Source organism: Nitratidesulfovibrio sp. HK-II (assembly GCF_003402415.2).
In the GTDB taxonomy this organism is placed as follows: Bacteria; Desulfobacterota; Desulfovibrionia; order Desulfovibrionales; family Desulfovibrionaceae; genus Cupidesulfovibrio.
The window spans coordinates 3,545,117-3,557,009 of record NZ_AP036014.1 but is presented as its reverse complement, the minus strand read 5'-3'; the positions used below and the strand labels follow the sequence as shown (position 1 = coordinate 3,557,009).

Annotated in this window: 10 protein-coding genes; all 10 read right to left on the bottom strand. The window is 68.1% G+C overall.

The features are described 5' to 3' along the window. Nucleotide 1: 1 nt before the first annotated feature. Nucleotides 2–670, bottom strand: coding sequence for a flagellar hook assembly protein FlgD (locus tag RVX_RS15050; RefSeq protein ID WP_043609001.1), 669 nt, complete (start codon nt 668–670; stop codon nt 2–4). Next, the gene (locus RVX_RS15045; RefSeq protein ID WP_116307994.1) at nt 645–881 is read right to left on the bottom strand and encodes a zf-HC2 domain-containing protein; all 237 of its coding nucleotides are present in this window, start codon (nt 879–881) and stop codon (nt 645–647) included. The genes RVX_RS15050 and RVX_RS15045 overlap by 26 nt, the downstream gene beginning before the upstream one ends. A gap of 473 nt (nt 882–1,354) precedes the next feature. Then, complete coding sequence (locus RVX_RS15040; RefSeq protein ID WP_116307993.1) at nt 1,355–1,768, bottom strand: DUF2000 domain-containing protein; 414 nt, start codon at nt 1,766–1,768, stop codon at nt 1,355–1,357. A gap of 250 nt (nt 1,769–2,018) precedes the next feature. Further along, nucleotides 2,019–2,996 (bottom strand): AraC family transcriptional regulator, encoded by a 978-nt coding sequence (locus tag RVX_RS15035; RefSeq protein WP_116307992.1) that lies wholly within the window; start codon nt 2,994–2,996, stop codon nt 2,019–2,021. Between the two features lie 197 nt (nt 2,997–3,193). Next, nucleotides 3,194–4,837, bottom strand: a complete 1,644-nt coding sequence (locus RVX_RS15030; RefSeq protein WP_116307991.1) for an FmdE family protein — start codon at nt 4,835–4,837, stop codon at nt 3,194–3,196. 469 nt (nt 4,838–5,306) lie between these two features. Beyond that, on the bottom strand, nt 5,307–6,518 hold the full coding sequence (locus tag RVX_RS15025; RefSeq protein WP_116307990.1) for a hypothetical protein: 1,212 nt from the start codon (nt 6,516–6,518) through the stop codon (nt 5,307–5,309). Nucleotides 6,519–6,840: 322 nt separating this feature from the next. Beyond that, nucleotides 6,841–8,268 carry an NADH-quinone oxidoreductase subunit N gene (locus tag RVX_RS15020; RefSeq protein WP_116307989.1) on the bottom strand — a complete coding sequence of 476 codons (1,428 nt, stop codon included), beginning with the start codon at nt 8,266–8,268 and terminating at the stop codon, nt 6,841–6,843. Beyond that, a complete protein-coding gene (locus RVX_RS15015; protein ID WP_116307988.1) occupies nt 8,265–9,830 on the bottom strand; it encodes a complex I subunit 4 family protein in 1,566 nt (521 codons plus the stop codon). The genes RVX_RS15020 and RVX_RS15015 overlap by 4 nt, the downstream gene beginning before the upstream one ends. 27 nt (nt 9,831–9,857) lie before the next feature. Next, the gene (locus RVX_RS15010; RefSeq protein WP_116307987.1) at nt 9,858–11,642 is read right to left on the bottom strand and encodes a Na(+)/H(+) antiporter subunit D; all 1,785 of its coding nucleotides are present in this window, start codon (nt 11,640–11,642) and stop codon (nt 9,858–9,860) included. Next, nucleotides 11,629–11,886: a hypothetical protein gene (locus RVX_RS15005; protein WP_116307986.1), complete on the bottom strand. Its 258-nt coding sequence runs from the start codon at nt 11,884–11,886 to the stop codon at nt 11,629–11,631. Before RVX_RS15005 ends, RVX_RS15010 begins: the two co-directional genes overlap by 14 nt. Nucleotides 11,887–11,893: the final 7 nt, after the last annotated feature.

Genomic DNA, 11,893 nt, shown 5'->3' with positions numbered 1-11,893 from the left:
GTTATGCGTCGGAGGAGACGACGCTGTAGACGTCTTCAAGGTTGACGGTGCGTCCGTCGGACAGGGTGAGCACCGTCGTTCCGTCCTCCACGGAGACGCCGGACACCGTGCCCGCGACCATGGTGGAGACTTCAAGGCTGTCGCCGTCGGCGTCGTAGGCTTCGAACACCACGCTGTAGGTGCCGTTGGACACTTCTTCGCCGGTGTAGTTGGTGCCGTCCCAGGTGAAGGTGTAGGTGCCGCTGTCCGTTGCGCCGATGGTGATGGAATTGATGATGGTGCCGTCGGAGTCGTAGACGTGGGCGGTAAGCGTGTCCGCGTCCGATTCCAGCGTGTAGGAGACGGAGGTGGTGGCATCGTCCGTCTTGGAAATGTCGTCGCCTTCGGCCAGTACGGACTGGCCGATGAAGCTCACGGCGGAGTTCAGGCTCATGGCGGTCAGCGAGTCGTAGATGGAGGTGGCCGTGTCGTTGAGGGCCGACAGCTGCTCCACGGTGGAGAACGAGGCGATCTGGTTGATCATCTCGGTGGAGTCGGTGGGGTTGGTGGGGTCCTGGTTCTGCAGTTCGGCGATGAGCAGTTCCAGGAAGGCGTCGGAGTCGAGCGTGGTGGAACTGCTGGACGTCGACGAGGAAGAGGACGTGCTAGACAAGGATGAGACGGTAGTCATTGCTGCTCTCCGTTCCCTGTTCGGGGTCGGGCGTGGTTTCGAGCGACAGCGCCGCTTCGATGACCTCGAAAGGCGTCTTCACTTCCGGTGACTTGAGAATCTTGCGCAGTTCCAGAAGGTCTTCCCTGCATGCCCTGCACGCCGCGAAATGCGATTCAAGGCGTTTGCGTTCCGCAGGCGTGGCCATTTTTTCAAGGTAGCAGGCGATCATGTTGCTGCCGGGACACGGAGAGTTATCCGTGCACAGTCCTTCCCCGATTCCGTGAAGCACCGTTGTGCGGTGCCGTTGCTGTCTCATGGGCTGCTCTTCCATGCTGAGGTGTGAAGGCCCTGTTGCTGGTATGTACGGAAGGAGCGGTGCGGATTGCCCATCAAGAGACGGAAAGAGATGTAAAGACGGCTTTACGGAGAAGGGTGGGATGGCGTGGGAATGCGCGGGGTTCAGGCTGGGAGCCCCACACGGGGGGCTAGAGGCGGGGGGGGGGCGGCGTCGAGTGAGAGCGAAGGGCTGCGCGGGGCGCGGCAGGCGGCGCGAAGCATGTCCGCACCTGAAAAGGGACGAAAACGAGCAAGGGCCGGAACTGGTCCGGCCCTTGAGGGATGCGGGTGTGGGGTGGGCGATGCGCGGAGGCGGCGACGGCGTGCCGTGCCGGGATTGACGAGGGGGCGGGTGAAGAAGGCGCTTCAGCGCAGCGTGGGCAGCGCCCCGCACAAGCCATCCACGGCGCTGCGCTCGCCCACGATGGCGATGCCCACGAAGCCAAGGTCGTCATGGGGGGTGGCGGCCATGCGCAGGGTGTAGGCCTGGTAGCTGCGCGCGGTGCGGGCCGTGTGGGTGAAGCCCACGCAGTACAGCCCGCGTTCGGCGGCCTTGCGGCGCAGGTCGGGCAGGGCTTCGGGCGCGGCGCGCAGCACGGGGATGGGCAGTTGGGTGATGCCGGGGTGCGCCCCCCCGTCGCCGTCGGTGACGGCGGGGCCGACGATGTCCGGAAAGGCGCGGCCCACGGACAGGGACAGCACGGCGGCGGCGTTGGCGGCCACGCCGCCCGGCAGACCGCCGTCGAGCACGATGGCGAACTTGGTGGAATCGAGGTTCATGCGGGTCTCCCATGGGATGCGGGGGGTGCCGCCTGGCAGGGGGCATCCCGTTGTGGCGGAACAGGATGGGTCAGAATGGGCAGGGGCTGCTGGCGTGCGGACACGCCAACCCGTACCTGGCATCCGGTCCTAGCATCCGGGAGCAGCCGCGTATGGAAGGAAGTTGCGGCGGGTGAGGGGAGAACCCCGGGGATGAACGCGCTGGCTGCGCCGCCGGGGGGGCGTGACGGCAGGCGCGGCGGGTGGCGGGTCAGTCCGCCGGAGCGGTCTCGGCGGGTCCGACGGCTTCGCCGCCCAACTGGTACTGGCCGGGGGTGGCCCCGGTCAGGTCGCGGAACACGCGCGAGAAGTGGCTCTGGTCGGAAAAGCCGGTTTCCGCCGCCACATGGCTGATGGCGTGGCCAGCGGCCAGCAGGCCCTTTGCCGCCTCCACCCGCAACTGGGTCTGGTAGGCGTGCGGGGGCAGGCCCGTGGCCTGCTGGAACATGCGCAGCAGGTGGCAGCGGCTGCGCCCGGCCAGACGGGCCAGGTCGTTCAGGCGCACCGGGTCGGCCACGTGGTCGCGCAGATGGCGGCGCACCGCCTCCACCACCTCGGCGGTTTCCGCCGGAGGCGAGGGGGGCGCGGGCTGCTTTCGCGGGGCGTTGCCGGGCGCATGCCCAGGGGGCATGGCATGGTCCGCAAGGCAGTGGCGGGCCAGCAGCAGTTCCGCCGCCTGCGCCAGCAGGGACTGCTTTTCCAGCGCTGATCCGCCGCGCGTCACCGCGTCGTACAGGGCCGACCACGCGGCGGCGGTTTCCGCGCATTCCACTACCGGGGCGCGGAAGCGCGGCGCCCCCGCCGGGCGGGCGCCCTCTCCGGCGGCGTCCGGCCGGGCCGGTTCATCCTGCTTGCCCGGCGCCGGAGGGGCGTCGGGCTCGGCCGCCAGTTCCGTCAGCCATGCCGCGTCCACGTAGAACATGCGGTAGGCGAAGAAGGTGTCGCGGTCGGGGTTGCAGGCGTGCACCCGGTTTGGCTCGATGAGCACCAACTGCCCGGCCACGGCCCGGTGCGGCGCGCCTTCGAGCATGAACGAGGCGGCCCCGCCGTCCATGAGCCCGATGGAATACGCGGCATGGGTGTGGCGGCGAAAGGTTTCCTCGTTGTAGCTCGACTGGCGCACCTCCACCTCGGGCAGATCGGGGTCGCGCCAGAAGCGGACGGCGGCGTTGCGCGGGGTGCGGCTCATGGGTGGGAGTATCGGGGGGCTTGGCGGGGGCGTCAAGTGGGGATGCACCGGGCGAGATGCACCGGACGGGATGCGCCAGACGGGATCGCGGGGAGCGCACGACGGCGCAGTGGGGCGCGGGCCACGTCCGGCGCATGAAAAAACCGGGGCAGCGTTGGCTGCCCCGGTTTCGTTTCGGGCGGGATGCCGTCCGGGTGCTATTTCCCGAACGGGCACTTCGGATACGTGCAGCTCTTGCACTCCATGCACAGGCCGCCGTCGCCCAGCTTGGCCAGGTCGCGCCGGGTGATTTCCACCCCGGCCAGCAGGCGCGGCAGCAGGATGTCCAGCGCGGTGGTCTTGAAGAACAGCGCGCAGGCGGGCACGCCCACCACCTGCACGGGGTGGGGGGCCTGTTCGCTGGCGATGCGCCCCACAAGGCTCATGGTGCCGGGCAGCATGGGCAGGCCGTACAGCATGTCGGTTAGGCCCGCGTCCATCAGGCCCTTGCGGGTCACGTCGTCGGGGTCCACGGACAGCCCGGCGGTGGTCACCACCAGGTCCGCCCCGGCGGCGATCAGGTCGCGCACGCCCTGGGTGATCAGGGCCGCGTCGTCGGGGGCGAACACGGTCTTCACCACCTCGCAGTTCAGGCGCTGGGCCTTCTGGGTGATGATGGGCGCGAACTTGTCCTGGATCAACCCCTGGAAGACCTCTGTGCCGGTGACCAGGATGCCGATCCTCGCGGCGCGCATGGGCAGCACCCGTAGCAGCGGGCCGTCCTGCAACATGGCCGTGGCCTTGATGAAGTTCTCGCGCGAAAGATACAGCGGGATGGCCCGCGTGCCCGCCACCTTGGCACCCGCCAGCACCATGCTGTAGCCTTGGCGGGTGGCGCACATCACGTCGGGCACCAGGTTGAAGCGTTCCAGCCGTTCGGTGTCCACCATCAGCAGCCCGTCGCGGGTGGCGGTGAGGTTGGCCTTGCCTTCGCGCGGGTCTTCGCGCATGGCCACGCCCTCGCCCGCCAGCATGGCGGCGAAGGTCTTGGCGGCCTCGTCCTCGTGCACCCAGGCGTCATCGGCATCGGCGGCGTCCTGCACGTAGATGGAATTGCGCCCCATCAGTTGCAATCTGCATATGTCCCCGGCGGTCAGTTCCTGCCCGGCGGTGAATTCCGCGTCCTTGTGCTCGCCGGGCACGATGCGGGTCATGTCGTGCAGGGCGCGCTTGCCCACGGCCTCGGCCACGGGCACGGCGCGCAGGGCTGGCTGGCCCTCGAAGGCGAAGCCGGGTCCCGCATGATAGGGCGATTCGCCCTGGCACGACCGGCAGATGCCGCCGGAAGTCACCGGATAGTATTCGCCGCACAGCGGGCAGCGGCCCACCAGCCCCTTGCCCTTGTGGCCCAGCCTGTCGGGCCGCACGGTGATGGGCCGGGCGGTCAGGATGTCCGGTCCCGCCTCCTTGATCTGCGCCTGCAACAGCGGCGTGTCCTGATCCTTCTTGGGCTTCAGCTTCAGGAACCAGGTGCGGATTTCGCCCCATGGACCCATCTTGTCCACGTCCAGGTGCACGCGCACCCCTTCGCCGGTGCGCTTGTCGAACAGCGAAACGGCGTAGATGCCAAAGTTCATGATGCGCAGCCAGCCGTTGCCCACCGTGCAGGGGGTGAGCAGCTGCACCGCGTCGGGCAGACACTGTTCGGTCTCGGAAATGGCGTCGAACAGGATGCCTTCCGGCAGGCCCTGGCGGGCCAATTCGACCATGTAGCCGCCGATGATCAGGCCGGGGGCCGGGTAGCCGTGGAAATTGCGCGCCACTTCCATGAATTCGTCGTGGGTGTGCGGACCGATGAGCATGTGGTGGTTTCCTGAAGGCAGAGGTTGCGTGGGCGGCGCGGCGGCGGAACCGGCCGGGGATGCTGCGTGGAGCGGCATTCGCGCGCATTGCATCCCCTCCATGGTCATGGATGCGTGTCCGCGCGGAATCGTGCGGGCCACGCACGCGGCCTGTCTGTGGAGACTGGCCCGGGTGACCCGATTTGTCCGGCAATGCCGGAGTGTTGCCGTGGTATTCCCGCCTTGGGGCCGGACACTAGCAGCTTTTGGCGTGCGAGTCACGGAACGGCCATTTGGCGTGACATTGAAACCCATGGGTCAGCACGGGTCGTCACGAGTCGTCAGGGGTCACCATGGGGAATCCTGAGGTGCCGTGATGCCAGTGGCTGTCGGCCATGGTCACGCATTGTCTGGGAAGCGTGCGGGGTGCGTCTGGCGGCGTGGACGTTGCCTTCGGGCGGCGCGCTATGCTGGCACGTTTCCCGGCGTCTCATTCCGGCGCGTCCAATCCCCCGTCCAGCGCGGCCAGCCTGCGGCGGGCCATTCTCTCCAACCGTTCCAGCCGTTCGATGCGGCCCTGCAGCTCGCCAAGGCGCGCGTGCTGGCGGTGGATGCACTGCATGAGCATGGTGGCCACCTCTGGGGCGGCCAGTTCGCGGTCGGGCCACCACGGCGCATCGGGGGCCGGCGTTTCGCGGAACAGCATGCCGTCTTCGTGGCCGGGGATGCGCCGGGCCAGGCGCTGGTTGCAGGGGGCGTAGTGATCCAGCACCGCCATGCGCATTCCGGGCGACAGCAACCCCACATGCCCGAACGGGGCGGCGGCGGCACGGGGCAGCGCATCGTACAGCATTGCGTATGGGCCGTTGTCGAACACCCCGTCGAACATGGGCCGCACCATGCGCAGCAGCCTGATGGCCTCCGGCGTGAAGCCGTGGTTGGTGTTGAAGTTGGTGGCGGGCGGCGGGGGCAGGTGCGCGATGGACCCCACCCCCAGCAGGCCCAGCAGGTCGGCCACCACGTCGCCGCATGGCAGGGCGGATCGTTCGTAGGGGCGCACCACCACGTCGCCGGGTTCCATGAAGCCCCACACCGTATCCAGCCAGGCATGCTCCAGCACCGAGACGGCGGCGCGGAAGAACACGTCGTCCAATTCGCGGGTCATGAGGGCGCGGGCGAAGTCGTCCGGCGTGGCGTACTGGTCGTATTTCAGGCCCCACTGCTTCCAGGCATCCTCCATCCAGGTATCCTGCCGCCGCACGTAGCACACGGCCACGGCGCGCACGCCAAGGCGCGCGGCGTTGCGCCGCACCATGTCCGCATAGGAGGGCAGGCTGGGGGCTTCCAGGCTCAGCAGCAGGATGGGGGTATTGGTGGCGCGACAGGCGTCCACCGCGCGGGCGAGATAGTCGTCCTGTGCGTCCGGTTCCATGCCCATGATGACAGCCCCGTGGTGGGGCAGTTCGAAGTTCGGGTCGCCGGGGATGGCCGGGCGGACGTCGTCGGGCACGCGGTCCGGGTTCAGGGTGGGGTAGAGGATGCCGTGGTTGCGGAACAGGGGGGTGCGGTTGTGGTCACAGAATGCCTGAATGGCGCTGCTGCCGGTCTTGGGGCCGCCCAGGTGCGCCACCAGCACGGGGCCGGAGTCCGGGGCGATGCGGATGCCTGACGCGAGGGGGGTGGGCTGCGTGGGGGCTGACATGGCGGGTCTCCAGAGGGTTATGGCGCGGGGAACGGGAAAGAAGGAGAGGCTGCGCCCCGCGCGGATGCACCCATGCTAGGGGAAGGTCGCGGGGCATGTCGAGCGCGCACCGCCTTTGAAAGTGTAAAAAATCCCCCGGTTCCGTGGTGCGGAACCGGGGGGTGTCGGTGGTTTTCAGGGGCTTGTTTCCAACGAAGGATTTTTGTTCGTTGGCGAGGAAAACGAGCCTGCCATGAGGGAGTATACTCTTTTCGTATTTGACCGAAATGGCAGGCGAAGTTTGACGACGCCAACGGGCGAAAAGACAAGTTGGAAACAGCCCCTAGCCGAAGAGGGCCATGCCCGCCTTCACCGCCTTCTCGAACAGCGGCGCGGGCACGATGCCCAGCACCAGCGTGGCGGCGGCCAGCGCCACCGCGCCGCCCAGGCTGAACGCGCTCTGGTCGGGCGCGGGCAGCGAGGCGTTTTCGTCAGGCTCGGTGTAGGCGTGGCGCACCAGCGACAGGTAGTAATAGATGGCGATGGCGCTGTTCAGGGCCAGGGCGATGACCAGCCAGTTGTACCCGTGGTTCCACGCCGCCGTGATCAGGAACAGCTTGCCCATGAAGCCCGCCGTGGGCGGCAGGCCCACCAGGGCGAAGGCCCCCACCCCCAGGGCGAAGGCCAGCACCGGCGAGCGGCGGTGCAGCCCGTTGAGGTCGGACAGGACCAGGTTGCGCCCGTCCACGGCCACCCGGGCCACCACCCAGAAGCACAGCAGGTTCATGACCACGTACACCAGCGCGTAGAACGCGGCGGCGGCCAGCCCCTCTGCCGTGCCGGACACCAGGCCCACGGTCACGTAGCCCGCGTGCGCCACGGACGAGAAGCCCAGCATGCGCTTCACGTCCTTTTGCGCCAGCGCGCACAGGTTGCCGAAGGTCATGGAAAGAACGCCCAGCCAGGCGATGGCCGTGGTCACTTCCAGCCCGGGGTGCAGCACGGCGGCCAGGCGCACCAGCACCACCACCGCGCCCAGCTTGGGCAGGGTGGCCACGTAGGCCGCCGTCTCGTTGCTGGCCCCCTGGTACACGTCGGGGCACCAGAAGTGGAACGGGAACAGGGCCAGCTTGTAGAACATGCCGCACAGGAACAGGGACAGGCCCACCACGGCCATGGGGCTTGCCGCCCACGACCAGTCGCGCGCGGCCAGCGCCGCGATGTACGTGGTCTGCTGGGCGGCCATGATGTAGGACAGCCCGTACAGCGAGATGGCCGTGGCCGCCGCGCCGAACAGGATGTACTTGACGCCCGCCTCGGCCCCCTCGCGGGTGCGCCCGCGCAGGGGGATGAGCACGTACAGGCTGTAGGACGACAGTTCCAGCGCAAGGTACAGGGTTACCAGTTCAGCGGACGAGGCCAGCAGCATCAGTCCCCACGCCGACACCCCCAGGAACAGGAAGTAGTCGGCGCGCTTGCCTTCCTCCAGCGTGGGCTGGCGGGTGGCGTTGAGCACGGCGATGCAGAAACCGCCAGCCACGCACAGCTTGAAGAACTGCGACAGGGCGTCCACCTTGTAGGCGTCCCACAGCAGCATGCCTTCGGCAGGCAGGCCGACCACCGTGGCGGCAGTCACCGCCAGCGCGCCCAGGGGCAGCCAGCGGTGGGCCGACACCGAGACGGGCCCGGCGGACAGCGCCTGCACGAACAGCACGGCCACCAGCAGCAGCATGGCGCATTCGGGAACAAGCAGGGCAAGGTCGAGGTTCACTGGCGCACCTCCTTGGTGATGGCGGCGGATGCGAGGGCTGCGGGCGGTTCATGCCGGGGGGCGTCCGCGTGATTGAGCGCCAGCGGCGCTTCCTTCACCGGTGCCCGGCCGCGCAGGTCGGCCAGCAGGCGGTCGATGGAAGGGTCGATCAGCCGCAGGAAGGGCGCGGGCGCAAGGCCTATCCACAGCACCAGCACGGCGGGCAGCAGCAGGTAGGTCCATTCGCGGCGGTTCAGGTCGTTCCACGTCTTGGCCGTGGACGGGCTGCCCCAGGCCATGCGCAGGCTGACCCGGAACATGTACGCAGCGGCCAGCAGGGCGCCGGGCACGATGAGCGCGCCCACCGTAAGGCTTTGCTGGAAGGCCGCCACGAACACCAGGATCTCGCCCACGAAGCCGTTGGTGCCCGGAAAGCCGAACGAGGCCAGGGCATACAGCCCCCAGAAGAACATGAACGCGGGCAGGTACTTGCCAAGGCCCATGTTGTCCGCCACGTCGCGGCTGTGGCTGCGTTCGTACAGCGCCCCGATCATCATGAACAGCGCGCCGGTGACGATGCCGTGGTTCAGCATCTGCAACAGCGCGCCCTGCACGCCGCTTTTCTGGAACAGGAAGATGCCCAGCGTCACGAAGCCCATGTGGGCCACCGACGAATAGGCCACCAGTTTCTTGATGTCGGTCTGCCCCAGCGCCACCGCGCCCCCGTACAGGATGGACACCACCGAGATGGCGATCATCAGCGGGGCGAAGTGCACGCTGGCCTCGGGCGTCAGCGGCAGGCAGAAGCGCAGGAAGCCGTAGGTGCCCATCTTCAGCAGCACCGCCGCCAGGATCACGCTGCCTGCGGACGGGGCCTGCACGTGCGCGGCGGGCAGCCACGTATGGAACGGGAACATGGGCACCTTGATGGCGAAGGCCAGGGCCATGGCCAGGAAGGCCCAGTACTGGAAGCGGAAGCCGAAGGTCTGGGTCATCAGGTCGGGGATGGAGAAGGTGCCCCCGGCGATGCGGAAGGCCACGATGGCCACCAGCAGCAGGGTGGACCCGGCAAGGGTGTACAGGAAGAACTTGATGGACGCGTAGCGCCGCTCCGGCCCGCCCCACACCGCGATGAGCAGGTACATGGGGATGAGCATGGCCTCCCAGAACACGTAGAACAGCACGAGGTCCATGGCCGTGAACACGCCGATGCAGGCGGAGGTCATCAGCAGCAGGCAGACGTGGAACTCCTTCACCCGCTTGCCGATGTACGTCCACGAGCAGAGCACGCACAGCGGCAGGGTGAACAGGGTCAGCCACACCATCAGGATGCTGATGCCGTCCACGGCCAGGTGGTATTCAAGGCCCCAGCGGGCCACCCACACCGCGCGCTCCACGAACTGGAACCCGGCGTCGGGGTTGAAGGCGATGAGCGGCCAGGCCGCGCCAAGACCGATGAGCGACGCCGCCAGCGACACGCGGCGCACGGTCTCGTCGTCGCGCAGGGGCAGCAGCAGCGCCGCCGCCACCAGCGGCAGGAAGATCAGGATGCTGAGGACCGGTATGTCAGGATACACAGGCATCTCCGTTTTTTGTGGGTCCCGTTGCGGCTAGCCCAGATACCAGACCAGGCCGAACACGCACAGCGCAAGGAACGCGGCCAGTCCCAGATAATCCTGAAGACTGCCGTTCTGCGTGCGCGCGCCCAGCCCGCCGATGCCCCGCACCGTGCGTGCGCTGCCGTCCACCACGCCGTCGATGGCCTTGCGGTCGAACCACACGGAGCCAAGGGCGATGCCCATCAGCCCGCGCAGGCCGCCCACGCGGTAGGCCTCGGTCCAGCGGTCGTCCAGAAAGGCCAGCGGGCGGCACACGAAGCGCAGCGCCCCGGTGCCCACCGCGCGGTAGGCGATGTCCACGTCCAGGTTCAGCCCCTCGTGCGGGGTGATCACCTTGCGCAGCAGGTAGAAGGCCAGGCCCGAGAAGCCCAACAGCAGCAGCGATTGCAGCACGTGCCACACGGACCACGGCACGTAGGGGTGTTCCACCTCGAAGGGCAGGTAGGCGTACAGGATGGACGGGGCCACGCCCTGCAGGATGCACAGCACGGCCAGCACGGACATGCCCGCGTACATGTTCCACGGGATGGGGGCCAGCGCACGGTCGTTGTCCGTGGGCTTGCCGCCCCAGAAGGCGAAGTAGGGCAGCTTGATGCCCACCGAGATGAACGTGCCCACCGCCGCGATTTCCAGGCCCAGGGCCACCAGCGTCTGGTGCGCCTCGGCCGCGCCGGTGATGGTCATGGTCTTGGAGATGAAGCCGTTGAACACCGGCATGCCCGAGATGGACAGGGCCGCCACCATGTACAGCACCATGACCCACGGCAGCCGCGCGGCAAGGCCGCCCAGCTTGTCCAGTTTGGCCGTGCCCGCCGCGTACAGCAGGCAGCCGGTGCCCATGAACAGGAGGCCCTTGTACAGGATGTGCGCGTAGGCATGGGCCACCGCGCCGTTCAGCGTCATGGCCGTGCCCACGCCGATGCCCGCCACCATGTACCCCACCTGCGAGACGATGTGGTACGACAGGATGCGCCGGGCGTTGTTCTCGATGCACGCGTACAGCACGCCGTATACCGCCATCACCGTGCCCGCCGCCGCCAGGATCTCCCACCCGGCGAAGCCGCGCGCCAGCACGTACACCGCCGTCTTGGTGGTGTAGGCGCACATGAACACCGAGCCGGTCACGGTCCCGCGCGGGTAGGCGTCGGGCAGCCATGCGTGCAGCGGCACCACGGCGGCGTTGACGCAGAACCCGGCCAGGATCAGCCATTCGTACAGGGGGGCGTTGGCCGCCGGGGCCATGGCCGTGAACTCCCACGTGCCTAGGGCCTTGTAGCGCAGCAGCAGCCCCGCCAGCAGCAAGAGGCCCCCGGCGGTGTGGTAGAGAAAGTAGCGGAAGCCCGCCAGCACCGACTCGCGCGTGCGGTTCAGCAGCACGAGGAAGGTGGAGCCGATGGACATCAGTTCCCAGAACACGAACAGGGTCAGGTAGTCGCCCGCGAACACGCAGCCGAACCCGCCCGACACGTACAGGGCGGCGGCGATGTGCTGCCCCCGGTCCTCCACGTGCATGGCGTACAGCATGCCCGCCAGCGACATCACGGCAAACACCTGGGCGAAGACCAGCGACAGCTTGTCCACGCGGCCCAGCAGCAGGGTTTGCCCCAGCCAGTGCAGGGTCAGGTGGTCGCCGGTGGTCATGGTGAACACGGCGAACACGGCCAGCACCGCCGGGGCGGGCAGCAGCCAGTTCCACCATTTGCCGCGCAGGAAGGGCAGCACCGCCGCCAGGGCCAGGAACCCTATGGCGGGGTGGATGAAACTAGATGTCTCCATAGTGGTCCTCCCTGCGCACGATGACGGGCTGCACCATGCGCTTCATGATCACCACCATCAGCACGCCCACCACCAGGCCGAACAGCGCCCAGAAGCCGGGGTAGGCATCGAGGCCGAAGTGCGGCTCGTGCGGGCCGATGAACAGGTTCAGCAGCACGAGGGCGGCCAGCGCCCCGTACAGGGCCTTCAGCCATGCGCCGCGCAGTTCGCGCTGGCGTTCAAGGAATGCTCCGAGTCCGTTCATGGTGCGC

What these genes read in the sequence shown, in the direction of transcription:
- RVX_RS15050 (WP_043609001.1), bottom strand. Translation starts at nt 670, where the DNA reads ATGACTACCGTCTCATCCTTGTCTAGCACGTCCTCTTCCTCGTCGACG.
- RVX_RS15045 (WP_116307994.1), bottom strand. Translation starts at nt 881, where the DNA reads ATGATCGCCTGCTACCTTGAAAAAATGGCCACGCCTGCGGAACGCAAA.
- RVX_RS15040 (WP_116307993.1), bottom strand. Translation starts at nt 1,768, where the DNA reads ATGAACCTCGATTCCACCAAGTTCGCCATCGTGCTCGACGGCGGTCTG.
- RVX_RS15035 (WP_116307992.1), bottom strand. Translation starts at nt 2,996, where the DNA reads ATGAGCCGCACCCCGCGCAACGCCGCCGTCCGCTTCTGGCGCGACCCC.
- RVX_RS15030 (WP_116307991.1), bottom strand. Translation starts at nt 4,837, where the DNA reads ATGCTCATCGGTCCGCACACCCACGACGAATTCATGGAAGTGGCGCGC.
- RVX_RS15025 (WP_116307990.1), bottom strand. Translation starts at nt 6,518, where the DNA reads ATGTCAGCCCCCACGCAGCCCACCCCCCTCGCGTCAGGCATCCGCATC.
- RVX_RS15015 (WP_116307988.1), bottom strand. Translation starts at nt 9,830, where the DNA reads ATGCCTGTGTATCCTGACATACCGGTCCTCAGCATCCTGATCTTCCTG.
- RVX_RS15010 (WP_116307987.1), bottom strand. Translation starts at nt 11,642, where the DNA reads ATGGAGACATCTAGTTTCATCCACCCCGCCATAGGGTTCCTGGCCCTG.
- RVX_RS15005 (WP_116307986.1), bottom strand. Translation starts at nt 11,886, where the DNA reads ATGAACGGACTCGGAGCATTCCTTGAACGCCAGCGCGAACTGCGCGGC.